Source organism: Pseudomonas sp. BIGb0558, assembly GCF_024807515.1.
Lineage (GTDB): Bacteria > Pseudomonadota > Gammaproteobacteria > Pseudomonadales > Pseudomonadaceae > Aquipseudomonas > Aquipseudomonas yamanorum_A.
In genome coordinates, this window is the sequence record NZ_JANUEW010000017.1 from 1 (window position 1) to 26,640 (window position 26,640).

The 26,640-nt window shown below is 62.9% G+C and carries 17 protein-coding genes and 1 pseudogene; 15 read left to right on the plus strand and 3 right to left on the minus strand.

Features of this window, described 5'->3' with window-relative positions; all coding sequences use genetic code 11:
- The 14 genes and pseudogenes from M2400_RS19830 to M2400_RS19895 form a co-directional block, all read left to right on the plus strand.
- Positions 1-1,032, plus strand: a pseudogene (locus M2400_RS19830) (hypothetical protein); the annotation flags it as partial.
- 154 nt (positions 1,033-1,186) lie between these two features.
- Positions 1,187-2,200, plus strand: a complete 1,014-nt coding sequence (locus M2400_RS19835) for an alpha/beta fold hydrolase (RefSeq protein ID WP_259197894.1) — start codon at positions 1,187-1,189, stop codon at positions 2,198-2,200.
- A 26-nt stretch (positions 2,201-2,226) separates the two neighbouring features.
- Positions 2,227-3,177 (plus strand): D-2-hydroxyacid dehydrogenase family protein, encoded by a 951-nt coding sequence (locus tag M2400_RS19840; protein WP_177041758.1) that lies wholly within the window; start codon positions 2,227-2,229, stop codon positions 3,175-3,177.
- Between the two features lie 487 nt (positions 3,178-3,664).
- A complete protein-coding gene (gene glgA, locus M2400_RS19845) occupies positions 3,665-5,224 on the plus strand; it encodes a glycogen synthase GlgA (RefSeq protein ID WP_177041756.1) in 1,560 nt (519 codons plus the stop codon).
- A gap of 17 nt (positions 5,225-5,241) precedes the next feature.
- A complete protein-coding gene (gene treZ / locus M2400_RS19850) occupies positions 5,242-6,993 on the plus strand; it encodes a malto-oligosyltrehalose trehalohydrolase (protein WP_259197891.1) in 1,752 nt (583 codons plus the stop codon).
- Positions 6,990-9,074 carry a 4-alpha-glucanotransferase gene (gene malQ, locus M2400_RS19855; protein ID WP_177121546.1) on the plus strand — a complete coding sequence of 695 codons (2,085 nt, stop codon included), beginning with the start codon at positions 6,990-6,992 and terminating at the stop codon, positions 9,072-9,074. Before treZ ends, malQ begins: the two co-directional genes overlap by 4 nt.
- Positions 9,071-11,827 (plus strand): malto-oligosyltrehalose synthase, encoded by a 2,757-nt coding sequence (locus M2400_RS19860; protein ID WP_259197887.1) that lies wholly within the window; start codon positions 9,071-9,073, stop codon positions 11,825-11,827. The genes malQ and M2400_RS19860 overlap by 4 nt, the downstream gene beginning before the upstream one ends.
- Before the next feature lie 24 nt (positions 11,828-11,851).
- Positions 11,852-12,100, plus strand: coding sequence for a DUF2934 domain-containing protein (locus M2400_RS19865; RefSeq protein WP_177041747.1), 249 nt, complete (start codon positions 11,852-11,854; stop codon positions 12,098-12,100).
- 192 nt (positions 12,101-12,292) lie between these two features.
- Positions 12,293-14,452 (plus strand): glycogen debranching protein GlgX, encoded by a 2,160-nt coding sequence (gene glgX / locus M2400_RS19870; protein WP_177041745.1) that lies wholly within the window; start codon positions 12,293-12,295, stop codon positions 14,450-14,452.
- Between the two features lies 1 nt (position 14,453).
- Positions 14,454-15,452: an acyl-CoA dehydrogenase family protein gene (locus M2400_RS19875; protein WP_177041744.1), complete on the plus strand. Its 999-nt coding sequence runs from the start codon at positions 14,454-14,456 to the stop codon at positions 15,450-15,452.
- Positions 15,449-16,207: a PIG-L deacetylase family protein gene (locus tag M2400_RS19880; protein WP_259197883.1), complete on the plus strand. Its 759-nt coding sequence runs from the start codon at positions 15,449-15,451 to the stop codon at positions 16,205-16,207. Before M2400_RS19875 ends, M2400_RS19880 begins: the two co-directional genes overlap by 4 nt.
- The gene (locus tag M2400_RS19885; protein ID WP_177041740.1) at positions 16,204-16,803 is read left to right on the plus strand and encodes an SAM-dependent methyltransferase; all 600 of its coding nucleotides are present in this window, start codon (positions 16,204-16,206) and stop codon (positions 16,801-16,803) included. The genes M2400_RS19880 and M2400_RS19885 overlap by 4 nt, the downstream gene beginning before the upstream one ends.
- On the plus strand, positions 16,800-17,459 hold the full coding sequence (locus M2400_RS19890; protein WP_177076473.1) for a glycosyltransferase family 2 protein: 660 nt from the start codon (positions 16,800-16,802) through the stop codon (positions 17,457-17,459). Before M2400_RS19885 ends, M2400_RS19890 begins: the two co-directional genes overlap by 4 nt.
- Positions 17,460-17,647: 188 nt before the next feature.
- Positions 17,648-18,409 carry a PIG-L deacetylase family protein gene (locus tag M2400_RS19895; protein ID WP_177041736.1) on the plus strand — a complete coding sequence of 254 codons (762 nt, stop codon included), beginning with the start codon at positions 17,648-17,650 and terminating at the stop codon, positions 18,407-18,409.
- A gap of 44 nt (positions 18,410-18,453) precedes the next feature.
- On the opposite strand, the gene glgB is transcribed toward M2400_RS19895, so the two are convergent.
- The 3 genes from glgB to M2400_RS19910 form a co-directional block, all read right to left on the minus strand.
- Positions 18,454-20,688: a 1,4-alpha-glucan branching protein GlgB gene (glgB, locus tag M2400_RS19900; RefSeq protein ID WP_177041733.1), complete on the minus strand. Its 2,235-nt coding sequence runs from the start codon at positions 20,686-20,688 to the stop codon at positions 18,454-18,456.
- Positions 20,685-24,032: a maltose alpha-D-glucosyltransferase gene (gene treS, locus M2400_RS19905; RefSeq protein ID WP_177041731.1), complete on the minus strand. Its 3,348-nt coding sequence runs from the start codon at positions 24,030-24,032 to the stop codon at positions 20,685-20,687. Before treS ends, glgB begins: the two co-directional genes overlap by 4 nt.
- Positions 24,033-24,205: 173 nt before the next feature.
- The gene (locus tag M2400_RS19910) at positions 24,206-26,203 is read right to left on the minus strand and encodes an alpha-1,4-glucan--maltose-1-phosphate maltosyltransferase (RefSeq protein ID WP_259197882.1); all 1,998 of its coding nucleotides are present in this window, start codon (positions 26,201-26,203) and stop codon (positions 24,206-24,208) included.
- Positions 26,204-26,408: 205 nt separating this feature from the next.
- Here M2400_RS19910 and M2400_RS19915 point away from each other — a divergent pair, with 205 nt between their 5' ends.
- Positions 26,409-26,567 carry a hypothetical protein gene (locus M2400_RS19915; protein ID WP_167664995.1) on the plus strand — a complete coding sequence of 53 codons (159 nt, stop codon included), beginning with the start codon at positions 26,409-26,411 and terminating at the stop codon, positions 26,565-26,567.
- Positions 26,568-26,640 lie beyond the last annotated feature (73 nt).

Below are 26,640 nucleotides of genomic sequence, written 5' to 3' on the forward strand. Positions count from 1 at the left end.
GTGTATTACGACGTCATTCGGGGCGGGGCGAGCACTCAGTCCAAGACCCTGAGCCTGGAGGTGGAAGCCCTGGCAGCACAGGAATGGGACCTGGTAACCGTAGCTGAAGCAACGGGTGGTGTGATTGATGCCGGCAAGATCAATAACGTACAGATTGACGGCTGGCCCTTTATGCAACCAGGACAACCACTCTGGATTGACTTGCACGGGACCGAAGACTTGGCGCTACGCAATGGGCGCACGGTAACCGCTGCCGAGTTCAATGCCAAACTTATACTGGAGCCGATCCCAGCCAGCTACCTGATGACGCTGAGGGACACCAGCACCCTGGAAATCACAGCTTATGTGTCGCTGGATGGGACGAACAATAAGGCAACGGCGCAGCAGTTCGAAATGGCAACATACGTGATTAAGGCCGGTGTACGGCCCGAAATCACAAGGCTGGCTACCGTAGTAAGCAGCTCAGTCCCGAACGGGGGCTCAAGCTACGAACCCAGAGCAACACTCACCGGGCGCGCGGAACCGCTGCAGGAGGTCGAGGTGTTCTACGGCGCTACATCTAAAGGCTTTGCAACAGCCAATAACTCTGGAGTCTGGACACTGACGGTGACCGACCTGACCGTAGGCACTCAGAGCTTTACGGCCGTTACCGTCGGTGGTGGCCTGACGTCTGATCCCTGGGTACTGACCGTCCTGGCGGTAATTGCTCCACAAATCACCAGAGTCGGAGGTGGCTACGACTTTGGCAGTGGTACTGGAGAAACCATACCCGACGGCGGCACCTGGAACGGACGGACAATCAATGTTTCCGGCACAGGCACTCCCGGACACATACTGGGTGTTACGACAGACACACCTCCTGTCGAAATACTCTATTTTCCTACGAGAGTTGCAGCCGATGGAACATGGAGTACGGGCCTGTATCAAGGTTACCCATTAAACAAAGGATTTGTGCGGGTCCGGATTGCTGACGGCGATGCAAATCTAGTCTCCACCAGTTCAAGACAACTCAACTGGAAATGGCCAGCTTAGGTAACCGAAAAACATAACGGACGGATAAACGGGACAAATCTACTTAAACAGATTTGCCCCGTTTTTCTGCGTTCCCAGAAGCCCACTCGCTACCTTAATCCTCGCTTAATCCCCCCGCCACAGCATCCGGGCACTGTTCCCGGAGCCAATACCAATGTCCAAAATCCACTCATTGTGTGTCGCCAGCCTGCTGCTCGGCAGCGTCCTGCCCGCCTTCGCCGCCACTGAAGGCCCAACCTACGGCCCCGAACTGCAAGGCTTCCAATACCCTTATCCAGTGGAACACTTCACCTTCCAGTCCCAGGGCAAATCCCTGCAAATGGGCTACATGGACGTTCCCGCCAAGGGCAAGGCCAATGGCCGCAGCATCGTGCTGATGCACGGCAAGAACTTCTGCGGCGCCACCTGGGATGAGTCGATCAAGGCCTTGAGTGACGCCGGCTACCGGGTGATCGCTCCCGACCAGATCGGTTTCTGCACCTCCAGCAAACCGGACAATTACCAGTACAGCTTCCAGCAACTGGCGATCAACACTCACCAGTTGCTGGAAAAACTCGGCATTCAAAAGGCCACGCTTCTTGGCCATTCCACCGGCGGCATGCTCGCCACGCGCTACGCCCTGCTATATCCGGAACAAACCGAACAACTTGCACTGGTAAACCCTATCGGCCTGGAAGACTGGAAAGCCATTGGCGCGCCCTATCGCAGCGTTGACCAATGGTACGAGCGCGAGCTGAAGCTCACCGCCGACGGCATCCGCAACTACGAACGCGACACCTACTACGCCGGCCACTGGAAGCCAGAATACGAGCGCTGGGTGCAGATGCTCGCCGGGATGAACAAGGGCCCCGGCCACACCGTGGTGGCATGGAACTCGGCGCTGATTTACGACATGATCTTCACCCAGCCGGTGTACTACGAGTTCAAGGACCTGCAGATGCCCACCCTGCTGCTGATCGGCACCGCCGACAACACCGCCATTGGCAAAGACATCGCCCCACCGGCGGTCAAGGCGAAGATCGGCAACTACGCGGTATTGGGCAAGCAGGTGGCCAAGTTGATCCCCCACGCCACCCTGGTGGAATTCCCGGGCCTGGGCCATGCGCCGCAAATGGAAGAACCGGCACAGTTTCACAAGGCGCTGTTGCAAGGGCTGAATGCCCTCTAATCCAACCTTTTTCGAGGCACGCGTGAATGTCGGTACAGATCGCAGTGATTGATGATTGGCAGAATGTGGCCAGCGGCGTGGTGGACTGGTCAGTCCTGGCGTCGGTCGGCCAGGTGCATTTCCTCCACGAGTACCCGGCGGATACCGCCACGCTGATCGAGCGCTTGCAGGGTTTCGAAGTGATCTGCGTGATGCGCGAGCGCACCACGTTTGACCAGGCCCTGCTGCAAGGCTTGCCCAAGCTCAAGCTGCTGGTGACCGGCGGCATGCGCAACGCGGCCATCGACATTCCCGCCGCCAAGGCCCTGGGCATCCAGGTGTGCGGCACCGACAGCTACAAACACGCCGCCCCGGAACTGACCTGGGCACTGATCATGGCCTCCACCCGCAACCTGCTGGCCGAAGCCAATTCCCTGCGCGCCGACGGCTGGCAGGTGGGCCTGGGCGGCGATCTGTACGGCAAGACCCTGGGCATTCTCGGCCTGGGCAGCATTGGCCAGAAGATCGCCAAGTATGGCCAGGCATTCGGCATGCGCGTGATTGCCTGGAGCGAAAACCTCACCCCGGAACGCGCCGCCGAGACCGGCGTGACCTGGGTCAGCAAGCGTGAGCTGTTTGAACAGGCGGATGTGTTGTCGATTCACCTGGTGCTCAGCGACCGCAGCCGCGGGCTGGTGGACGCCGAGGCGCTGGGATGGATGAAGCCTGCGGCGCACCTGGTGAATACGGCGCGCGGGCCGATTGTCGATGAGGCGGCCTTGATTGACGCACTGGCCAATGGCCGGCTGGCAGGCGCAGCACTGGATGTCTACGCCCAGGAGCCGTTGCCTGCCGGGCACCCGTTCCGCCAATTGCCGAATGTATTGGCCACGCCACACGTCGGTTATGTCAGCGAGCAGAATTACCGCCAGTTCTACGAGCAGATGATCGAAGACATTCAGGCGTGGGCCAAAGGCGTGCCTGTCCGCGCACTATAGCGGTGCACTCCTCCCACCTCCCGTAGCAGCTGTCGAGCGCCAGCGAGGCTGCGTAGGGCGCGACCCGGTTCAGAATCGGCAGTGCGCCCGACGCAGCCTCGCTGGCGCTCGACAGCTGCTACTACGCAAGCGGTACCGGCGCGCTACGGGTGCTACGGTGCGGATGAAAAAAATTTGTCCTACAAAATTCCCCCACAGACCCCACGGGCTCTGGGATCTGTCCTAGACTCATGACCGATGGGTCCGTTCCAAAACAAAAACCCCGCAAAAAATCGAAACTTTCGAACTCTGCCGTAGGTCAGGTTTAAGGTAAGGCGAGCGCTGACGGTTCACGCCGAATGCCCGTCCATCCACTCTATTTAAAACTCCAGCACAACTGGCATAAGGCTTGCCAGTCTGTGTAGCGCTTGTGCGCCTGGCCGCAGGATGCGGTCAACCTTCGCTGATTGCCATATGCCATCAGCCGACCAACACATGGGAGAGAACTATGATCAGTGCCGCTGTAGATACTCAGGGAGAGCGTTTTAGTCAGCCGGTTGGCGGGCCGACCTCACTGGCCGACCTGCCGAACGCGCTGCGGCCGGTACAGAGTCAGAATCCCAATCGCAAGAAAGTGCTGTTTGTCACCTCCGAACTGGCTGACCTGGTGAAAACCGGCGGCCTGGGCGACGTGTCCGCTGCCCTGCCCCGCGCCATGGCGCACCTGCACGATGTGCGCGTGCTGATCCCCGGCTACCCGCAGGTGCTGGACAGCGACAACCCCATTCATATCATCGGTGAGCTGGGCGGCCACGCCGCATTGCCACCGTGCAAGATCGGGCGCATGGACCTCAAGGATGGCCTGGTCATCTACGTGCTGATCTGCCCCGAACTGTATGAGCGTGAAGGCACGCCCTACGGCGCCAACAACGGCCGTGACTGGCCCGACAACCATATCCGCTTCGCCCGCCTGGGCCTGGCCGCCGCCGATATTGCCGCCAACCTGGCGCAGATCCACTGGTGCCCGGACCTGGTGCACGCCCATGACTGGCCCGCCGGCCTGGCACCCGCCTACATGCACTGGCGTGGGTCACGCACCCCGACGCTGTTCACCATTCATAACCTGGCCTACCAGGGTGTGGTCAGCCTGGCCTCGTGCCCGGAACTGGGGATTCCCGAACACGCCTTGCAACAGGAAGGCATGGAGTTCTACGGCAAGCTGTCATTCCTGAAGGCCGGCATGGCGTACTCCAGCCATATCACCACGGTCAGCGCGACCTACGCCCAGGAAATCACCACCCCCGAATTCGGCTGTGGCCTGGACGGTTTCCTCGCCAGCAAGACCCAGCAAGGCCTGCTCAGCGGCATTCCCAACGGCATCGATGAAAGCTGGGAAGCGTCCACCGACTCGCACCTGACTCACCCCTTCAATATCGGTGACTGGGAAGGCAAGGCGCTGAACGCCGCCCATGTGCGCAACCTGTTCGGCCTGCATGACTCCACCGGCCCGCTGTTCGCCGTGGTGTCGCGCCTGGTCTACCAGAAAGGCCTGGACCTGACCGAAGCGGTCGCAAGCTTTATCGTCGAAAACGGCGGCCAGATCGCGATCATCGGTCGCGGCGAGCCTGAAGAAGAACAAGCCATGCGCGCCCTGGCCCTGCGCTTTCCCGGCCAGATCGGCGTGCGCATCGGCTTCAACGAGACCGACGCCCGCCGTATGTTTGCCGGCAGCGACTTCCTGCTGATGCCGTCCCGTTATGAACCCTGCGGCCTGAGCCAGATGTACGCCCAGCGCTTCGGCTCGTTGCCGGTGGCGCGCAACACCGGTGGCCTGGCCGACACCATTGAGGATGGCGTCACCGGCTTCCTGTTCAACGAATCCACTGTCGAAAGCTATGAAGCGGCCCTGAGCCGCGCGTTCAAGGTGTTCGCCTTCCCAGGCTTGCTCAATGCGATGCGTTGCCGAGCCATGGCCGCTCCGTTCAACTGGAGCCAGGCAGTGGAACCCTACGCCGAACTTTATGAAAAACTGGTGGCGAAAGCGCTGGGAAGATCGGGGAAACAGTAAAAAAGAGGTCTTCATAGATGCCGTCAAGGACTCTGGAAACCTGGCCCCACGGCGCGATCATGCTGGATGCGGAACACACCCGTTTCGCCTTGTGGGCGCCAGACGCGTTTTATGTCAGCGTTGAATTTGAAGAAGGTAAATCGGTGGCAATGCTGCCCCAGGCCGATGGCTGGTTTGTGGTGCAGCTGCAATGCCCACCGGGCACGCGCTACCGCTACAACATCGACGGCGAACAGGACGTTCCCGACCCGGCTTCCCGGGCCCAGGCCACGGACGTTCACGGCTTCAGCGTAGTGGTCGACCCGCTGGCCTATCAGTGGCGCCACAGCCACTGGCAAGGCCGGCCCTGGCACGAAGCCGTGATCTACGAGTTGCACGTGGGCGTGCTGGGGGGCTACGCCGAAGTCGAGAAACAACTGCCGCGCCTCGCGGAGCTGGGCGTCACCGCCATTGAGCTGATGCCCATCGCGCAGTTCCCCGGCGAACGCAACTGGGGCTACGACGGTGTCCTGCCCTACGCCCCCCAATCTTCCTACGGTTCGCCCGAACAGCTGAAACAGCTGATCGACAGCGCCCATCATCATGGCCTCGCGGTGATCCTGGATGTGGTCTACAACCACTTCGGCCCCGACGGCAATTACCTCGGCACCTACGCCAAAGGCTTCTTCCGCGAAGACGTGCACACGCCCTGGGGCGCCGGCATCGACTTTGATCGCAGGGAGGTCCGGGACTTCTTCATCGACAACGCACTGATGTGGCTGCTGGAATACCGCTTCGACGGCTTGCGCCTGGACGCCGTGCACGCCATCAACGACCCCGAGTTTCTTGAGGAACTGGCGCAAAAGGTCCGCCAGCAAGTCGATGCCGGGCGCCATGTGTGGCTGATGCTGGAAAACGAATTCAACCAGGCCAGCCTGCTGGAGGCCGGTTTCGACGCCCAGTGGAATGACGACGGGCACAACGCCCTGCACGTGCTGCTTACCGGCGAAACCGACGCCTACTACACCGACTTCGCCCAGGACCCCACCGGCAAGCTCGCCCGCTGCCTGAGCGAAGGTTTTATCTACCAGGGCCACACCACCCGCCACGGCCACACGCGCGGCGAGCCCAGCGGCCACCTGCCGCCCAGTGCCTTTGTGCTGTTCCTGCAGAACCACGACCAGATCGGCAACCGTGCCTTGGGCGAGCGTCTGCATCAGCTGTGTTCGCCCCAGGCCCTGAGCGCCGCGACGACCTTGCTGCTGATGTCGCCGATGATCCCCTTGATGTTCATGGGCGATGAAGTCAGCGCCGAAGAACCGTTCCTGTTCTTCACCGACCACCACGGCGAACTGGCCGAGGCAGTGCGTGAAGGCCGGCGCAACGAGTTTGCCGACTTTGCCGCGTTCAGCGACCCCGAGCGCCGCGAGCGGATTCCCGACCCCAACTCCCTGCAAACCTTCCGCCGCTCGGCACCCGCCCTCGCCGACTGCGGCGACTCGCAGCTCTACCGCCACCTGCTGAGCCTGCGCCACCAGTACATCGTGCCGCACCTGCCAGGCAGCGTGGCCTTGGGCGCCCAAGTGCTGGCCGACCACGCCGTCACCGCACGCTGGCGCCTGGGCAATGGCAGCCTGTTGCAGATCGACCTCAACCTGAGCGCCGAATCTCTGAACTACCCGGCAGCCTCGCACCTCCTATTTGTGACGCAGGAAAGTGGAGCCCGACAACTGGCTCCCTTCAGCGCCCGCGTCAGCCTTACCCATTCCCCTGTTGGAGAGCACCCTTGAGCGACGCGCAATTGGAAATACTCGCCAGCCGAGCGGGCCTGGCCGTCGATTGGATCGACGCAAACGGCCGCCCGCAACATGTGAAAGCCGACGCCCTGCGCGCCGTACTGAAAGGCCTCGGCCACCCGGCCGACAACGATGCCGAGATCGAAGCCAGCCTGCTGGACCTGGAGCGCGTGCAACAAGACAAGCACCTGCCGCCGCTGATGACCGTCGACAGCGGCGCCGGCCTGGACCTGGCGCGCTACTTCGCCCCGGGCACGCCGTGCCGGATTCACCTCGAAGACGAAAGCGTGCTGAACCTGAGCCTGGACGATGACGCCGTGTTGCCCGCAACGATTGCAGAGGGCTACCACCAGGTGCATATCGCCGACCAGCATTTCACCCTGGCCGTCGCCCCGACCCACTGCTACACCGTCGCGGAAGCGGTCGACACCCAAACCGCCCGTGCCTGGGGCCTGAGTGCGCAACTGTATTCCCTGCGCCGCAGCGGCGACGGCGGCTTTGGCGACACCCAGGCCCTGGAGCAACTGGCCCGGGCCGCCGCCGAGCGCGGCGCCGATGCCCTGGCCATCAGCCCGATGCACGCGATGTTCAGCGCCGACACCGAGCGCTTCAGCCCGTATTCCCCGTCCAGCCGCCTGTTCCTCAACAGTTTGTACGCCTCCCCCGGCTGCATACTCGGCGAGCGTGCGGTGCAAATCGCCATCGAAGCCAGCGGCCTGGCCGATGAGCTGCAAGACCTCGAGCAGCAAAGCCTGATCGACTGGCCGGCCGCCGCCAAAGCCAAGCAGCGCCTGCTGCGTACCCTGTATGAAGACTTCCGCCGGGGCGACCACCCGCAGCACGCCGACTTCCTGAGCTTCCGCCAGGCCGGCGGCGAAGCCCTGGAAAACCACTGCCGCTTCGAAGCCATTCAGGCCCAGCGTGCAGCGGACGGAGAGAGCCTCGACTGGCGCCACTGGCCCGAGGACTGGCACAGCCCTCAAAGCCCGGCACTGGCGCAGTTCGCCGAAGACAATCGGGATGAAATCGGCTTCTACGCCTTCAATCAATGGCTGATCGCCCGCTGCCTGGAACGCGCGCAACAAGCCGCCCGGGGCAGTGGCATGGGCGTGGGCCTGATCGCCGACCTGGCCGTCGGCGCCGATGGCGGCGGCAGCCAGGCCTGGAGCCGTCAGGACGAACTGCTGGCGGACCTCACCGTGGGTGCGCCGCCCGACATTCTCAACCGCTCCGGCCAGGGCTGGGGCATCTCCGCATTTTCCCCCGAAGGCCTCAAGCGCAACGGCTTTCGCGCCTTCATTGAAATGCTGCGGGCCAACTTCGCCCATGCCGGTGGCTTGCGCATCGACCACGTGATGGGCCTGCAACGCCTGTGGGTGATCCCGATGGACGCCTCGCCACGGGACGGTGCCTACCTGTATTACCCGGTGGATGACCTGCTGCGGCTATTGGCCCTGGAATCGAGCCGCCACCAGGCGATCGTCCTCGGCGAAGACCTCGGCACCGTGCCCGACGGCCTGCGGGAAAAGCTCATCGCCCGCTCGATCCTCGGCATGCGTGTGCTGCTGTTCGAGCAAGACCACAGCGGCCAGTTCAAACCGATCCTGGATTGGCCGGACAACGCGCTGGCCACCACCAGCACCCATGACCTGCCGACCCTCAACGGCTGGTGGCACAGTCGCGATATCGACTGGAATATCCAGTTGGGCCTGATCGATGCCCCAACCGTGGAGCAATGGAGCGAACACCGCCTGCGGGAACGCCAGGCACTGCGCCAGGCCTTGAGCCAGGACCCGCAGAACTTCACCGATGAAATACGCAACGAAACCGACCACGTCATCGACGCCAGCGTGCGCTACCTGGGCCATACCCGTGCGCCGTTGGTATTGCTGCCACTGGAAGATGCCCTGGGCGTTGAGGAACAATCCAATCTGCCCGGCACCACCGACACCCACCCGAACTGGCGCCGCCGCCTGCCGGGCGATGCAGCCACTCTGCTCGACGATGAAAATGCCGCCCGCCGCCTTGAGCTGCTGGCCGTAGCGCGCATCCAGGCCCACGAGCGTGACCGATGAAGCCGTTGACCCTGCGGGCCACCCAACGCCTGCAATTTCATAAAGGCTTCACCCTCGACGACGCCGTGCCGCTGGTGCCGTACTTCGCCGAACTGGGCATCAGCCACCTCTACGCCTCGCCGCTGCTGAGCGCGCGCGCCGGCTCGATGCACGGCTATGACGTGGTCGATCCCACCACCGTCAATCCCGAACTCGGTGGCGAACCCGCACTGCGCCGATTGGTAGCGGCCCTGCGCGAACATGAGATGGGGCTGATCCTCGATATCGTGTCCAACCACATGGCCGTCGGCGGTGCAGATAACCCCTGGTGGCTGGACCTGCTGGAGTGGGGCCGCCTGAGTCCCTACAGCGAGTTCTTCGACATTCAGTGGCACTCGCCAGACCCATTGCTCAAGGGCCAGTTGCTGATGCCATTCCTCGGCAGCGACTACGGCGAAGCCCTGCAATCCGGTGCCCTGCCCCTGCGTTTTGATCCGCAGCAAGGCGCGTTCTACGTCGAGCATTACGAACATCGCTTTCCGATCTGCCCACGGGAGTACGGCGAACTGGTGCCCATCAAGGCCCTGGCCGATCGGTTCAGCGGCCTGGCCTACCAGCCGGACGCCTATCCCCTGGCCACCGCGCTGAAACAGGAACTGAGCGAGGCCGCCCGGGATCCCGGAACACTCAAGGCCATCGAAGATAACCTCGGCCTCTACGACGCCCGCCAGCCCGAAGGCTTTGCCCGCCTGCACAACCTGCTGGAACAACAAAGCTACCGCCTGGCCAGCTGGCGCACGGCGGCGGACGATATCAACTGGCGACGCTTCTTCGACGTCAACGAGCTGGGCGGCCTGCGGGTCGAGCGCAGCGCGGTGTTCGAAGCCACCCACGGCAAGATCTTCCAACTGATCGGCGAAGGCCTGATCGACGGCCTGCGCATCGACCACATCGACGGCCTTGCCGACCCGCGCGGTTACTGCCGCAAACTGCGTCGCCGCGTCGATTCCCTGGCGGGCGGGCGGCACTTGCCGATCTTCGTCGAGAAGATCCTCGGCGAAGGCGAAACCCTGCGCGAAGACTGGCGCGTAGACGGCACCACCGGCTACGAATTCATGAACCAGCTGTCGTTGCTGCAACATGACCCTAAAGGCTTCGAGCCCCTGGCCGAGCTTTGGACCCGCCACACCGAACGCCCGTCTTCGTTTATCGAAGAAGCCTGGCTGGCCCGCCAGCAAATCCTCAACGGCTCCCTGGCCGGCGACTTCGAAAGCGTGGCCCAGGCCCTGCTGCAAGTGGCCCGGGACGATGTGATGAGCCGCGACCTGACGCTGGGCGCGATTCGCCGGGCGTTGCAGGAACTGATCGTGCACTTCCCGGTGTATCGCACCTACATCAGCGCCCGGGGCCGCAGTGAACTGGATGACGTGTTTTTCCTGCAAGCTCTGGCCGGTGCCCGCAGCACCTTGGGCGAAGGCGACTGGCCGGTGCTCGACTACCTGGAAAAATGGCTCGGTGGCCAACCCTGGCGCGACCGCCCGCTGGGCCGCGAACGCAAGATGCTCAAGCACGCGTGCGTGCGCTTCCAGCAACTGACCTCGCCGGCAGCAGCCAAGGCGGTTGAAGACACCGCGTTCTATCGCTCGGGCGTGTTGCTCTCGCGCAATGACGTGGGCTTCAGTACGGAACAATTCAGCGCACCGCTGGAAGCCTTCCACGCCGTCAACCAGCAGCGCCTGCGCACCTTCCCCGACAACCTGCTGGCCACCGCCACCCATGACCACAAGCGCGGCGAAGACACCCGTGCGCGCCTGGCGGTACTGAGCGAATGCGCCGAGTGGTACGCCGAACAGGTCGAGCAATGGCGCACCCTCGCCGCTCGCTTGCGCAGCGATGGGCAAACGCCTTCGGCGGGTGACGAACTGATCCTCTACCAGGTGCTGCTGGGCAGTTGGCCCCTGGACCTGCACCGCGACGATGCCGAGGGCCTGGCGGACTATCACCGGCGCCTCTGGCAGTGGCAGCAGAAAGCCTTGCGTGAAGCCAAGTTGAACAGCAGTTGGAGCGCACCCAACGAGCTGTATGAGCAAGGTGTCGAAGCGTTCCTGTCACGGTTGCTGCTGGAGGACTCCGGCAAGGCCCTGCGCGACGCCATCGGCGAAGCCGCTCAGGCCATCGCCCCGGCGGGTGCGCTCAACGGGCTGGCGCAAACCTTGCTTCGTCTCACGGTGCCGGGGGTGCCGGATCTGTATCAGGGCGATGAGTTTTGGGACTTCACCCTGGTAGACCCGGATAACCGCCGGCCGGTGGATTTTCATGCACGGCAACAGGGGCTGCACACACCGCCGGACATCGGCGAGTTGCTGTTCAACTGGCATGACGGGCGTATAAAACAGGCGGTGATCAGCCAGGTCCTGACGTTGCGCAAGGCGCATGCGCAACTGTTTCGCCAGGGCAGCTACGAGCCGCTGGAAGTGGTCGGCGAACACGCTGAACGGGTGGTTGCCTTCTACCGCGAATACCAGGGCAAACAGCTGCTGGTGGTGGTGCCACGCTGGCCGCACCGTCTGCTTGAAAACGGTGTGTACCCCCTGATCAACGCGCAGATTTGGGGCGATACCCGGGTCCGATTACCGTTCGCCGCTCCAACCCGAAATTGGAAGGGACTTTTCCGAACAGGCGCAGTCACACCAGACAAGGAGCTCATGATCAGCGCTGCCCTGGGGGATTTCCCGGTCAATGTCTTTATCAATCCTGATGGTCAAGAAAGCTGAAAATTTTCTGCGAGGAGCATTGTGATGAGTACTGAAGACAAACGCATACGCGAATTAGCGCATCAGATCTGGGAGTCTGAAGGCAAACCCCACGGCGAGGACGCGCGACACTGGGAGATGGCGCGCAAACTGGCGGAAGCCGAAGCACTGACGCCTTCCAAGCCAAAGGCTGCCGCCAAGCCCAAAGCCGCGCCGAAACCCAAGGCCGCAGCAGCGCCGGCCAAGCCTGTTGCCGACAAAAAACCCAAGGCGCCGCGCAAGCCCGCCAGCTGACAAAGGCCCCTTGTGGGAGCGGGCTTGCCCGCGATGGCGGCGGCACATTCAGCATCGATGTCGCCACATACTCCGCCATCGCAGGCAAGCCAGCTACCACAGGGGAAACCGCATCCAATTCAAGATTTTCATCTGGCTTCACGCCGGCACGGCCCCGTTCGGCCCGGAAAAACCCTTTGCAGGAGCACCTCAATGAGCAAACCCAACAAGCCCAACTCGACGCCGGAAAACGAGCCGTCGCGGATTCGTGAAGGTTTGCCCTTCCCCCTCGGCGCGACCTGGGATGGCCTGGGCGTCAACTTTGCGTTGTTCTCGGCCAACGCCACCAAAGTCGAGCTGTGCATTTTCGACGACAGCGGCGAAGTCGAACTCGAACGCATCGAGCTGCCGGAATACACCGACGAGACCTTCCACGGCTACCTGCCCGACGCCCATCCAGGGCTGATCTACGGCTATCGCGTGTACGGTCCGTATGACCCCGCCAACGGTCATCGCTTCAACCACAACAAATTGCTGATCGACCCCTACGCCAAACAGTTGGTGGGCGAACTCAAATGGTCCGAAGCACTGTTTGGCTACACCATCGGCCACCCCGACGCCGACCTGAGTTTCGACGAACGCGACAGCGCGCCCTTTGTACCTAAATGCAAAGTCATCGACCCGGCCCACACCTGGGGCAATGACCAGCCAGTGCGCACGCCGTGGGATCGCACGATCATCTACGAAACCCACCTGCGCGGCATCACCATGCGCCACCCTTCAGTGCCTGAAGAAGTGCGCGGCACCTGCGCCGGGCTGATGGTCGACGATGTACTCAAGCACATTCGCCAGTTGGGCGTCTCCTCGGTGGAACTGCTGCCGGTACACGCCTTCGTCAACGACCAGCACCTGCTGCAAAAAGGCATGACCAACTATTGGGGCTACAACAGCATTGCCTTCTTCGCCCCGGACCCGCGCTACCTGGCCAGCGGCAAGATCGCCGAGTTCAAGGAGATGGTCGCGCACCTGCATGAAGCCAAGCTGGAAGTGATCCTGGACGTGGTCTACAACCACACGGCCGAAGGCAACGAGCAAGGTCCGACCCTGTCCATGCGCGGCATCGACAACGCCTCGTACTACCGCCTGATGCCCGATGACAAGCGTTTCTACATCAACGATTCCGGCACCGGCAACACCCTCGACCTGAGCCACCCGTGCGTTCTGCAAATGGTCACTGACTCGCTGCGCTACTGGGCCACCGAGATGCACGTGGACGGTTTCCGCTTCGACCTGGCGACCATTCTCGGCCGCTACCGCGACGGTTTCGACGAGCGCCACAGTTTCCTCGTGGCCTGCCGCCAGGACCCGGTGCTGCGCCAGGTGAAAATGATCGCCGAGCCCTGGGACTGCGGCCCCGGCGGCTATCAGGTCGGCGGCTTCCCGCCGGGCTGGGTGGAATGGAACGACCGCTTCCGCGACACCGTGCGCTCGTTCTGGAAAGGCGACGACGGCCAATTGGCGGACTTCGCCGGGCGCATGACCGCCTCGGGCGAGATGTTCAACCAGCGCGGGCGTCGCCCGTACAGCTCGGTGAACTTCATCACCGCGCACGACGGGTTCACCCTGCACGACCTGGTGTCCTACAACGACAAGCACAACGAAGCCAACGACGAGAACAACCAGGACGGCAGCAACAACAACCTGTCGTGGAACCACGGTGTTGAAGGCCCCACCGACGACCCGGAAATCAACGCACTGCGCCTGCGCCAGATGCGCAACTTCTTCGCCACCCTGCTGCTGGCCCAGGGCACGCCGATGCTGGTGGCCGGTGACGAGTTCGCCCGCACCCAGCACGGCAACAACAACGCCTATTGCCAGGACAGCGAGATCGGCTGGATCAACTGGGACCTGGATGAAGACGGCAAGGCCCTGCTCAAGTTCGTCAAGCGCCTGATCAAGCTGCGCCTGGCGTACCCGATCCTGCGTCGCGGACGCTTCCTGGTGGGCGACTACAACGAAGACATCGGCGTCAAGGACGTGACATGGCTGGCGCCGAGCGGTGATGAAATGACCATCGAGCAGTGGCAAGACAGCCACGGTCGCTGCCTGGGCATGTTGATGGATGGCCGCGCCCAGGAAACCGGGATTCGCCGCCCGGGGGCCGATGCCACCCTGCTGCTGGTGGTCAACGCCCACCACGACATGGTCAATTTCCGCCTGCCACCGGTGCCGGATGGTGGCTTCTGGACCTGCATGCTCGACACCAACCAACCGTCGGTGCGCGGCCAGGAACGCTTCGATTTCGACCACGAATATGCAGTCACCGGGCGTTCGCTGTTGCTGTTCGAACTGCAGCATGAGGATGAGGTGTGAGATGGCCCTGCATGGATTTCTTCGCGGCTACCGGGAATACCCGGACACCCAGGCCCTCGGTGCGGCACTGAGGGCACTGGTGGAGGAAGGCCTGGATCAGTTGCCCTTGCCGGGCAGCGGGCAAACCCTGGAACGCTTCAGCCGGCTGGCACAAGTGGCCGGCCATGACCTGCGCTTGTGCAAGCTGTATGAAGGCCACACCGACGCCCTGGCGATCATTGCCGAACTCGGCAGCCCCTTGCCACCGGTTGGCAGCACCTGGGGCATGTGGGCAGCCGAGCCGCCCACCGCCAGGGTGAAAATCCGTCGCGACGGCCATCGCGTGTGGCTGCAGGGCCGCAAGGCCTGGTGCTCGGGGGCTGCGGTGGTCAGCCACGGCTTGCTCACGGCGTGGGATGAAGAAGACCGCCAACAGTTGGTTGCGGTGGAAATGCATCAGCCCGGGGTAACCGTCACCGACGAAGGCTGGCAGGCCGTGGGCATGGCGGCCACCGGCAGTGTTGAAGTGCTGTTCAGCGAGGCCAGCGGCCTGGCCATTGGCGAGCCTGGGGATTACCTGGCTCGCCCAGGCTTCTGGCAAGGCGGCATCGGTATCGCCGCGTGCTGGTATGGCGCGGCACAGCGCCTGTCTGAGGCCTTGCGCGAACAGTGCGCCAAGCGTGCGGAGCCTCACGCCCTCGCTCACCTGGGCAGTGTGGACAGTGCCTTGCATAGCGCGGCCTGCGTGTTGCGGGAAAGCGCCACCCACATCGACCGGCACCCCAAGGCCAATGCCCAATTACTGGCGCAGCAGGCACGGGCCTGTATCGAAGAAACAGTCGACCAGGTGATCCATCACGTCGGGCGCGCACTGGGGGCCGGCCCGTATTGCAAGGACCCGCACTTTGCCCGGTTGATGGCCGACTTGCCGGTGTACCTGCGGCAAAGCCACGCCGAACGCGACCTGGCCGCCCTCGGTCAACAGGTCGCCAATGAGCGCCCAGGGAGATGGGAATTATGAAAACCAACCCTATCGTTGGCCAGGGCACACCGTTGCACCTGTGGCAAAGCTCCTCGCGCCTGGCCGAGCTGGGCTGCGTCGATATCGCCGACCTGGTGCCCGATGGCAGCCGCGCCGTGATCATCGCGCCCCACCCTGACGATGAAGTGCTGGGCTGCGGCGGCCTGCTCCAAGGCTTGGCGGCGCTGGACCGGCCGATGCTGTTGATCTCTGTCACCGACGGCAGCGCCAGCCATCCGGGCTCCCGTCGCTGGCCGGTGGAGCGCCTGAGCGTGGTCCGGCCGCAAGAGTCGGCCCAGGCCCTGCATCGCCTGGGGTTGCCGCTGCACAGCCTGAAATGGCTGCGAGCGGGCTTCGGCGACAGCCAGGTCGCAGCGGGCGAAGAAGACCTCAGCCAATTTATCGAACGCTACCTCAAGCCCGGCGACGTGGTCTTCACCACCTGGCGCGAAGACGGCCATTGCGACCACGAAGCCGTAGGCCGCGCCAGTGCCAGGGCGGCCCAGGCCGTGGGCGCGACCTTGCTGGAGCTGCCGGTGTGGACCTGGCATTGGGCAACCCCCGAAGACAGCCAGGTGCCCTGGCACCGCGCGCGCAAAATCCTCCTCACGCCTGAAGCCGTGGCCCGCAAGCGCCATGCGATCCATGCGTTCGCCAGCCAGCTGGAAGGCGACCCGCAGATCGGCCTGCCGCCGGTGCTCGCCCCATATGTTCTGGAACGCCTGCTGCAACCCTTTGAAGTGGTGTTTGTATGAGCGTCGCCACACCCTACTTCGATGAGCTGTTTGCCGGCAACGACGACCCCTGGGCCTTCCGCCAACGCTGGTACGAACGGCGCAAGCGCGCGCTGACCCTGGCGCTGCTGACCCGACCACGCTACGCCTCGATCTTCGAGCCCGGCTGCGCCAACGGCGAACTGAGCTTCGAGCTGGCCCCGCGCTGTGACCGCCTGCTGTGCTGTGACACGGCGCAGGCCGCCGTCAGCCTGGCACAGGCGCGGCTGCGGGGTTTCAGCCATGCCCAGGTGCAGCAGAGCCGCCTGCCGGAGCAATGGCCCACTGAGACCTTTGAACTGATTGTGCTCAGCGAGCTGTGCTACTACCTCGACCCGAAGGATTTCGATGGGCTGATTGATCGCGCGCTCGCGTCACTGACGCCTGACGGACAACTCCTCGCCTGCCATTGGCGACCGCCCATCGAAGGCTGCCCGCAAACGGCCGACCAGGTGCACGCGCGCCTCGACCAACGCCTGGGCATGTCGCACCTGGTGCAGCATCACGAAAGCGATTTTCTACTGGACTTGTGGAGCCACGACGGCACCACCGTTGCAACCTTGGAGGGACTGCGATGATCGGCATCCTGATACCCGTGCATAACGAAGAAACACTGCTGCCCGACTGCCTGAAAGCCGCGATGATCGCGGCCAGCCATCCGGGGTTGCTGGGTGAAGAGGTGCAGATTCTGGCGGTGCTCGACAGCTGCAGCGATCGCAGCGCCGAGATCACCCGCCAATACCGGGTGCAGAGCCTGGAAGTGCAGGCGCGTAACGTGGGGCACGTGCGCGGCGTGGGTGCGCGGCACTTGCTCAACAACGGCGCGCGCTGGATTTCCTGCACCGACGCCGACAGCCGCGTCGCCCCGGATTGGCTGGTGGCGCAGTTGGCGTTGGGCGCGGATGCGGTGTGCGGCACGGTGACGGTCGATGCCTGGAGCGAAGGCTTCGACCCGGCGGCGCAGATTCGCTATCACCAGGCCTATGCGGCCCGAGACGGGCATCGGCATATCCACGGCGCCAATCTGGGCGTGAGTGCCAGTGCCTACGTGCGGTCCGGCGGTTTTGATCCCCTGCCGTGCCACGAAGATGTGGAGCTGGTGCGCCAGCTGGAACGCTGCGGTGCGTCCATCGCCTGGAGCCATTCGCCCCAGGTGATCACCAGCGCCCGCCTGGATTGCCGGGCACAGGGCGGCTTTGGCGATTACCTGAAGAGCCTGATGCAGGCGTCTTGAAAAAATAGCGACATCCGACTGTGTAAAAGCGACGATTCATAACTATGATCAGTACTCCTTGCGCGGCAATCCAGGGTTGGAACGCCGTCGCGCCGCGAGCATGAGCTGCATGACGCTCGCGGACCAACAAGAGTCGTCCCGTCAACGGGGTACGGCCTGCACCACCGATGAACAAGGACGTGACACCCATGAAACCAGCACCGTTAATTGACAGCCGCCGGGGCCCCGCGCAAATCTGGAACAGCGCCCCGCAACTCGCGCAAATCCCTGCCATCAACCCCGCAACCCTGGTGCCCGAAGGCGCCCGCGTGGTGGTCATCGCGCCGCATCCCGGCGATGAAGTGATCGCCTGTGGCGGCCTGCTGCAATTGCTCAGCACCCGTGAATATGCCCTGCAACTGATCTCCATCACCGACGGCAGCGCCAGCCATCCGGGCTCCAGCGTGTGGCCGGCCAAACGCCTGAGCGTGGTGCGGCCCCAGGAAAGTGTCGAGGCCCTGCGCCGCCTGGGTGTGCCCCTGCACAGCCTGAAATGGATTCGCGGCGGGTTTGCCGACAACGCCCTGTCGGCGCGGGAGCAGCAGATGAGCCAGTTCATCGCGCGCTATCTGCAACCCGGCGACGTGGTGTTCACCACCTGGCGCAACGACGGTAACGACGACCATGAGGCCGTAGGCCGCGCTGCCGCCAAAGCCTGTGCGCTCAAAGGCATACACCTGCACGAGTTGCCGATCTGGGCGTGGCACTGGCCCTTGCGCGATACAGCTGCGATCCCTTGGCAACGTGCACGCAAAGTACGGCTCGATACCTGGAGCGTCGCTCGCAAGCTGCATGCCGCCCACGCCTATGCCAGCCAATTGGCCGGTGACCCGGAAATCGGCCTGGCGCCAATCTTGGCCCAAGTGCTGCTCGAGCGCATGCGCGAGCCCTATGAGATTGTGTTTTTGTAGGGAGTGACAAGGACGCGGACAAGCCCGCGTCCCTGCTGTGGAAATCAGCCTTCCGGGCGCAGGATCAGCACGCCCAACGGCGGCAAATTCAACGACAGCGACAACGGCTGCCCATGCTTGGGCTCTTCCACCGTAAACGCCCCGCCACCGTTGCCGAAGTTGGAACCGGCATAGGTATCGGCGTCGCTGTTGATCACTTCGCTCCAGCGCCCGGCGAACGGTACGCCTACCTGGTAGGCCTCCCTCGGCACCGGCGTGAAGTTGGCCACCACCAGTACCGGCCGGCCGTCCTTGCTCCAGCGCAGCCAGGCGTAGACGCTGTTGATGGCGTCATCCCCAATCAGCCATTGGAAGCCCTGAGGCGCGTCGTCCTGGTCGTGCAGCGCCGGTTCTTCGCGGTACAGGCGGTTGAGGTCGCCTACCAGTTTCTGCACGCCCCGGTGTTCCGGGTATTGCAGCAGGTACCAGTCCAGTTGCTGGTCGTGGTTCCACTCGCGCCATTGGCCAAACTCGCAGCCCATGAACAACAGCTTCTTGCCCGGGTGCATCCACATGAAGCTGAGGTAGGCCCGCAGGTTGGCAAATTTCTGCCAGCGATCACCGGGCATCTTGTCGATCAGCGAGTGTTTGCCGTGCACCACTTCATCGTGGGAAATCGGCAGGATAAAGCGCTCGGACCAGGCATACACCAGGCCGAAACTCAGCTCGTTGTGGTGATGAGCGCGGTACACCGGGTCTTGCTGGATGTAATGCAGCGAATCGTGCATCCAGCCCATGTTCCACTTGTAGTTGAACCCCAGCCCGCCTTGTTGGGTGGGCTGACTCACGCCCGGCCAGGCGGTGGACTCCTCGGCGATCACCAGCGCACCGGGGGCCTCAAGGGCAACGACGTCGTTGAGGTGACGCAGGAAGTCGATGGCTTCGAGGTTTTCACGCCCGCCATGGCGGTTCGGCACCCACTCACCGGCCTTGCGCGAATAGTCGCGATACAGCATCGAGGCCACCGCATCCACCCGCAGGCCGTCGATATGGAAGTGCTTGAGCCAGTGCAACGCCGACGCCAGCATGAAGCCATGGACTTCGGTGCGGCCGAGGTTGTAGATCAGGGTGTCCCAATCCTGATGGAAGCCTTCCAGCGGGTTGGCGTATTCGTACAGCGCGGTGCCGTCGAATTGCGCCAGGCCGTGGGTATCGGTAGGGAAATGCGCCGGCACCCAATCGAGGATCACGCCGATATCCGCCTGGTGGCAGGCATTGACGAAAAACGCGAAGTCGTCCGGCGAGCCGAAGCGCGCCGTCGGGGCAAATTGTGACAGGGCCTGGTAGCCCCAGGAGCCGCCGAACGGGTGCTCCATGATCGGCATCAGCTCGATATGGGTGAAGCCCAGTTGCTGCACATACGGAATCAAGCGCTCGGTCAGCTCGCGCCAACTGTACTGGCGGGCCACTTCGCCGACTTCGTCCAGCTCACACTGCCACGAGCCGGCATGCAGCTCGTAGATCGACAGCGGTGCGCTGGGCTTTTGCCGTTCACTGCGCGACTGCATCCAGGCTTCATCCTGCCAGTCGACCTGCAGCGGCGAAGCGACTTTGGAGGCGGTGTCCGGTGGCATCTGCGTGGCCAGGGCCATCGGGTCGGCCTTGAGCGGCAGAATCCCGTGGGCCCCGAGAATTTCATACTTGTAGGCAGCGCCGGGTTGCAGGCGCGGGATAAAGATTTCCCAAACCCCGGACGGGTGCCGCAGGCGCATCGGGTGACGGCGGCCGTCCCAGATATTGAAGTCGCCCACTACCGATACCCGGCGCGCATTCGGCGCCCATACCGCAAAGCGCACGCCCTGGACGCCGTCGACGCTGGTCACCTGTGCACCGAGGCAACTGCTCAGGTCGCGGTGATTGCCTTCGGCGAACAGGTACAGGTCCATCTCCCCCAGCAGCAGCTGGCTGAAGCTGTAAGGGTCTTCAGTGATCTGTTCGCCACCGGCCCACTGGATCTTCAGCAGGTACGCCTGGCGGCTGCCGAAATGCCCGACAAACAGGCCCGGCACGTGAGTCGCGTCAAGGCTGCCGATGTGCTCGCCACTGTCGCGGGCCAACACCTGGACGCTCAAGGCCTCAGGCAGGAAGGCGCGAATGAACTGGCCGCCCTGCTCGTCATCATGGGGCCCGAGTATCGAGAACGGGTCATGGTGCTCTGCGCGCACCAGCGCCTCGATGTCCTTGGCAGCAGGCATCACACTCAACTTTGGCTGCAGCGGTTCTTTGCTTGTAAAACTCATGACGTCTCCCCACCGCGTGCAGTTTTCGATAATGGTTTCAGCCCACTGAGCAGCCCGTGCAAACCTTGCAACGGCACCGGCAACCAGCTCGGGCGATTCTCTGCTTCGTAGGCCACTTCGTACGCGGCCTTCTCCAGGCTGAACAACGCCAGCGCAGCGTCCTGGCCCTTGGCATCCTGCCAGTCATGGGCCAGTGTAGCCGTAGCCCCGTGATAAGCCTGGATAAATGCCTGCCTGGCCTCCTGCAAGTAGCGATCCGCGACCCGCTGCCGTGACGCATTGGCCTCGGGTGACTGGTCCACGCCCTGCACATTCACCGCCATGGCCGCCGCGTAATCGAACGACCGTAGCACCCCGCTCACATCCTTGTACGGGCTGTGTTTGCCGCGACGCTCATGCAGTGGCCGCGCCGGTTCGCCCTCGAAGTCGATCAGGTAGGCATCGCCCTTCACCACCAGTACCTGGCCCAGGTGCAGGTCGCCATGCACGCGAATGCGCAACCCGCCCACCGTGGCTTTCGCCAGGTCCTGGACGTAACTGGCGATGGCCTTTTTCTGATCCAGTAAAGCACTGACCAACGCCTGGTCGGCAGGGTTCAACCGGGTTTGATGCTGTTTGAGCAACTGCAAGGCGCGGTCGATTTGCGCGCCCACCTGCTTGCTCCAGGCCTGGCTGTCCTTGACCGAGGTCACCTCGGGTTTGAAGGCTTTGTCGGTGGTCGGTGCTGCCAGCACCTGGTGCATTTCACCGAGGCGCTGGCCGAGCAAGCCGGCGAAGTCCGCCAGTTCGCCGAGCGCGTTGTAGTGCTGCTCCTGCTCGGAGATGGCTTCGGCCAGTTCGTCGCGAATCGCCCGTTCCAGGTTGTTCTGGGTCCAGCTCCAGGCATCGCCCTGGTTGTTCAGGTACCCCTGGGCAATCATCAACAGGTTGTCCTGGCCCTCGGCATCGTGGCGAATCACCGAGCCCAGCAGCGGCGAGATGTGTTCGTAGCCGGCTTCGGTCAGGTAGGCGCCCATTTCCAGCTCCGGGTGCACCCCGGCACTGACTTTGCGGATCAGCTTGAGCACCAGGCTGCCGCCCACTACCACCGAACTGTTGGATTGCTCGGCCGCGAGGTAGCGCACTTCCGATTCGTCGTTCAACTCCAGTTTGGCCAACTGCGCCGTGGGCTCGAAGCGAATCTCGCCATCGGTGGAGCTGAGCACGGTGTTGGCCTGCAGGCCCTGGATCACCGCACGAATATAGGTGTCGAGGCTGAAGGCGTCCGTCACCAGGCCGACCTGGCGCACCCGCCGCACACGGGCAAGTGCCAGCTGTTGCGGCAACGCGCTGGTGAACTGGTCTTCGCCGAGGAAGCCGAACGGCAGTTGATAGCGGCTGACCTGCCCGGCGCTGGTGACTTCGATTTCGCTGAGCAACACCGGATGCTGCGGGTCGCCAAAGCGCACGCCGTAGGCGATGTGCACGCCGTCGATCGCCGTGTCCTTGCTGGCAAACCAGCGGCGCTTGGGCAGCCACGCCGGCAAGGCATTCTGTTCCAGGGTGGTACGGCATGGCGCTTCGAGGAGTTCTTCCATGCGTTTTTTCAGCACCAGGGTGGTGAAGTCCGGAATGCTTTGCGCCGGTTCCACGTGCCAGCTCGGCATCTGGTTTTCCGCCGCCAGCACGAACCAATAGAAGCCGTACGGTGCCAGGGTCAGCAGGAAATTCAGCTGGCCAATGGGCGGGAACGCATTGCCGCCGAGCATCTCCACCGGGACCATGCCGGCAAATGCCGAAAGGTCCAGCTCGGCCGCCTGGGCACTGCGGGACACGTTGGCCACGCACAGGATGATTTCATTCTTGCCGTCGGCACCCACGTATTCACGCGTATAAGCCAGGATGCGGCGGTTGGTGGGCGAGAGCATTTTCAGGCTGCCGCGACCAAAAGCCTTCGACTGTTTACGCACGGCCAACATGCGCCGGGTCCAGTTCAGCAGCGAGTGCGGATCCTGGGTCTGGGTTTCAACGTTCACCGACTGGTAGCCGTATTGCGGGTCCATGATCGGCGGCAGCACCAGGCTGGCCGGGTCGGCACGGGAGAAGCCGCCGTTGCGGTCGATGGACCATTGCATTGGGGTGCGCACGCCGTCGCGGTCACCGAGGTAGATGTTGTCGCCCATGCCGATTTCATCGCCGTAGTACAGGGTCGGCGTGCCGGGCATCGACAGCAGCAGGCTGTTGAGCAGCTCGATGCGGCGGCGGTCACGTTCCATCAACGGCGCCAGGCGGCGGCGAATCCCCAGGTTGATCCGCGCGCGGCGGTCGGCGGCGTAGTAGTTCCAGAGGTAGTCACGTTCCTTATCAGTGACCATTTCCAGGGTCAGTTCATCGTGGTTGCGCAGGAAGATTGCCCATTGGCAATTGGCCGGGATTTCCGGGGTCTGGCGCAAAATGTCGGTGATCGGGAAACGGTCTTCCTGGGCCAGCGCCATGTACATGCGCGGCATCAGCGGGAAGTGGAAGGCCATGTGGCATTCGTCGCCGTCATCGCCCTTCTTGTCACCAAAGTACAGCTGGGTGTCTTCCGGCCACTGGTTGGCTTCGGCCAGCAGCATGCGGTCCGGGTAATTGGCATCGATCTCGGCGCGGATCTGCTTGAGCACGTCGTGGGTTTCGGGGAGGTTTTCGTTGTTGGTGCCGTCGCGTTCGATCAGGTACGGGATGGCGTCCAGGCGCAGGCCGTCGATGCCCATGTCGAGCCAGTAGCGCATCACCGACAGCACGGCCTTCATTACCTGCGGGTTGTCGAAGTTGAGGTCAGGCTGATGGGAATAGAAGCGGTGCCAGAAGTACTGGCCGGCGACCGGGTCCCAGGTCCAGTTGGACTTTTCGGTGTCGAGGAAAATGATGCGGGTGCCGTCGTATTTCTGGTCGTCATCGGACCACACGTAGAAGTCCCGTGCCGCCGAGCCTGGCTTGGCCTTGCGCGCGCGCTGGAACCACGGGTGCTGATCGGACGTATGGTTGATCACCAGCTCGGTGATGACCCGCAGGCCACGGTTATGCGCCTCGGCGATAAAGCGCTTGGCGTCGGCCATGGTCCCGTAGTCGCTGTGCACACCGCGGTATTCGGCGATGTCGTAGCCGTCGTCACGGCGTGGGGAGGGGTAGAACGGCAGCAGCCAGATGGTGTTCACGCCGAGGTCGGCGATGTAGTCGAGTTTGGCGATCAGCCCGGGAAAGTCACCGATGCCGTCGTTGTTGGAGTCGAAATAGGATTTGACGTGAACCTGATAAATCACCGCGTCCTTGTACCAGAGCGGGTCTTTGATAAAGGTGGCAGCCTTGGGTTTCTTCGCCATTGGAAACTCCTGGGAATTCTAAGAAATCTGCCTGAAGGAACTCGATCAATGTAGGAGCTGGCTTGCCTGCGATGGCGGTGCATCAATCACACTTTTTCCAGCTGAAAGACCGCTATCGCAGGCAAGCCAGCTCCTACATTTGATCTCCGGTGTCTTGGAGATCGGTGTTCGATTCAGGAAACGGTAATGCGCCAGATGCCGAACGGCTGGTGCCAGGGTTCGATCCGCATCCACTGGGTCTTGCCGTACCAGGTCCAGCGGTGGCCGGTCATCAGGTCCTCGCCCTGGGTCTGGGCGTCATCCGGCAAGCCTAGCTCCCACAGCGGCAACTCGAAGTTCGCCTCCTGGGCATTGAACGGGTCGAGGCTGACGGCCACCAGAATGAAGTTGCTGCCGTCCTCGCTACGCTTGCCGAAGTACAGGATGTTGTCGTTCCACGCGTTGTAGAGCTTCAAGCCCAGGTGCGTCTGCAAGGCCGGGTTTTGCCGGCGGATGCGGTTGAGCTGGGCGATCTCGGCAATGATGTTGCCCGGCGCGGTGAAGTCTCGCGGGCGGATCTCGTACTTCTCCGAGTCCAGGTATTCTTCCTTGCCCGGCACCGGGGCCGCCTCGCACAGTTCAAAGCCGGAGTACATGCCCCACAGGCCCGAGCCCATGGTGGCCAGCGCAGCGCGGATCAAAAAGCCGGCGCGCCCGGATTCATGCAGGAAGCCCGGGTTGATGTCCGGCGTATTGACGAAGAAGTTGGGCCGGAAACAGTCACGCCACGGCGACTCGTTCAGCTCGCCCAGGTACTCGCTCAATTCAGCCTTGGTGTTGCGCCAGGTAAAGTAGGTGTAGCTCTGGGAGTAACCGACCTTGCCCAGTCGCGCCATCATTGCCGGGGTGGTGAAGGCTTCGGCGAGGAAGATCACCTCAGGGTATTTGGCGCGCACATCGCTGATCAGCCATTGCCAGAACGGCAGCGGTTTCGTGTGGGGGTTGTCGACGCGAAAGGTCTTCACGCCCTCTTCCACCCAGCCGACCACGATGTCACGCAACTCCACCCACAGGCTGGGAATGGCGTCTGCCGCGTAAAAGTCGACGTTGACGATGTCCTGGTATTTCTTCGGCGGGTTCTCGGCGTATTTGATGGTGCCGTCGGGCCGCCAGTTGAACCAGCCCGGATGCTGCTTGAGCCACGGGTGGTCCTGGGAACACTGAATGGCAAAGTCCAGGGCGATTTCCAGGCCATGGTCGGCGGCGGCCTTGACCAGGTTGCGGAAGTCTTCGCGAGTGCCCAGTTGCGAGTGGATCGCCTCGTGGCCGCCCTCTTCGCTGCCGATGGCATACGGGCTGCCCGGATCATCCGGCCCGGCGGTCAGGGAATTGTTCTTGCCCTTGCGATGGCTGCGGCCGATGGGATGGATCGGCGGGAAGTACAGCACATCAAAGCCCATGTCATGGATCATCGACAGACGTGAGTGCACGTCGTTAAAAGTGCCGTGACGTGCTGGATCGTCGGTGATCGAGCGGGGAAACAGTTCGTACCAACTGGCAAACTCTGCAGCCTCGCGCTCGACGTCAATCGGGAATACCGGGCTGATGCTCAAATAGGCGCGATGATCGGCCTGGGTCATCAGGTGTGCACTGTCTTCGTGCAGGAACAGCGCCACCTGCTCGGTTTCCAGCAGGCCCGAGAGTTCGTGATGCAGCAGCATCAGGCGGTCGCGCAGTTCGTTGTCGCTGCGCTCGGCGGCTTGCAGCACCTGGCTGCGGCCTTCCTGCAATTCCAGGCTGACCGGCACGCCCGCCTCGTGCTTCTTGCTCAATTCGTAGCGGAAGCTGGCGAAGGTGTCGATCCAGGCCTCGATGCAATACTCATGGGGGCCCTGGGCGGCCACGGTGAACGCACCTTCCCAGCCATTGTTGCCCACATCGGTCATCACCACGCTGTGCCAGCTTTCTTCACTGCGCGGGCGCCAGCGGATCATTACCGCAAGCTTGTCGTGGCCGTCGGCGAATACCTTGCTGGCGACCTGGACGCGTTGGCCCACCACAGCCTTGACCGCAAACTCGCCGCCATCGATCACCGGGGTGGTGCCTTCAATCGCAATCCTGGGCAGCAACAGCGCCTGGGACAGCGGTAATGTGGAGGTTGAATCGTCTTGGGTCAGTGTTTCAGCAGTCATCGAGCATCTCCCCTTAACGCCCAGTGGACGCTCTTGTGCCTGATTCAAATTCTGAAACGACGCCGCTCTCCCTGAGCAGGGCCGTCTAGGTTCCGAGCATGCCGGCCGGTGAAAAGTTCAGGTGGATATGCCGCCATCGGGCGGGGAATCAAATCCACCGCGCGATTGTCCACCGATAGAGCAAAGCACAAAGGAGGCCACACCGATGAATATCCCGATTCCGGCTGAAACCCCAGACCCGAACATTGACAAGCCCACCCTGCCACCCACCGAGCCGGACCCGATTCCCGAGCAAGAACCGCCTGGCACTCAGCCACCACCGGTGGAGGAACCACCGACGACGATGCCGCCAGTGATTGTCTGAAGCGAGCGTGACAGTTTAGGTTTTGACGATCCAGGCCGATCGTCAAAACCGAAACTTCCTACCGGAAACAGAG

Excerpts from the sequence above, each read along its gene's own strand:
- M2400_RS19835 (WP_259197894.1), top strand. The coding sequence starts at position 1,187 with ATGTCCAAAATCCACTCATTGTGTGTCGCCAGCCTGCTGCTCGGCAGC.
- M2400_RS19840 (WP_177041758.1), top strand. The coding sequence starts at position 2,227 with ATGTCGGTACAGATCGCAGTGATTGATGATTGGCAGAATGTGGCCAGC.
- glgA (WP_177041756.1), top strand. The coding sequence starts at position 3,665 with ATGATCAGTGCCGCTGTAGATACTCAGGGAGAGCGTTTTAGTCAGCCG.
- treZ (WP_259197891.1), top strand. The coding sequence starts at position 5,242 with ATGCCGTCAAGGACTCTGGAAACCTGGCCCCACGGCGCGATCATGCTG.
- M2400_RS19860 (WP_259197887.1), top strand. The coding sequence starts at position 9,071 with ATGAAGCCGTTGACCCTGCGGGCCACCCAACGCCTGCAATTTCATAAA.
- M2400_RS19865 (WP_177041747.1), top strand. The coding sequence starts at position 11,852 with ATGAGTACTGAAGACAAACGCATACGCGAATTAGCGCATCAGATCTGG.
- glgX (WP_177041745.1), top strand. The coding sequence starts at position 12,293 with ATGAGCAAACCCAACAAGCCCAACTCGACGCCGGAAAACGAGCCGTCG.
- M2400_RS19875 (WP_177041744.1), top strand. The coding sequence starts at position 14,454 with ATGGCCCTGCATGGATTTCTTCGCGGCTACCGGGAATACCCGGACACC.
- M2400_RS19880 (WP_259197883.1), top strand. The coding sequence starts at position 15,449 with ATGAAAACCAACCCTATCGTTGGCCAGGGCACACCGTTGCACCTGTGG.
- M2400_RS19885 (WP_177041740.1), top strand. The coding sequence starts at position 16,204 with ATGAGCGTCGCCACACCCTACTTCGATGAGCTGTTTGCCGGCAACGAC.
- M2400_RS19890 (WP_177076473.1), top strand. The coding sequence starts at position 16,800 with ATGATCGGCATCCTGATACCCGTGCATAACGAAGAAACACTGCTGCCC.
- M2400_RS19895 (WP_177041736.1), top strand. The coding sequence starts at position 17,648 with ATGAAACCAGCACCGTTAATTGACAGCCGCCGGGGCCCCGCGCAAATC.
- glgB (WP_177041733.1), bottom strand. The coding sequence starts at position 20,688 with ATGAGTTTTACAAGCAAAGAACCGCTGCAGCCAAAGTTGAGTGTGATG.
- treS (WP_177041731.1), bottom strand. The coding sequence starts at position 24,032 with ATGGCGAAGAAACCCAAGGCTGCCACCTTTATCAAAGACCCGCTCTGG.
- M2400_RS19910 (WP_259197882.1), bottom strand. The coding sequence starts at position 26,203 with ATGACTGCTGAAACACTGACCCAAGACGATTCAACCTCCACATTACCG.
- M2400_RS19915 (WP_167664995.1), top strand. The coding sequence starts at position 26,409 with ATGAATATCCCGATTCCGGCTGAAACCCCAGACCCGAACATTGACAAG.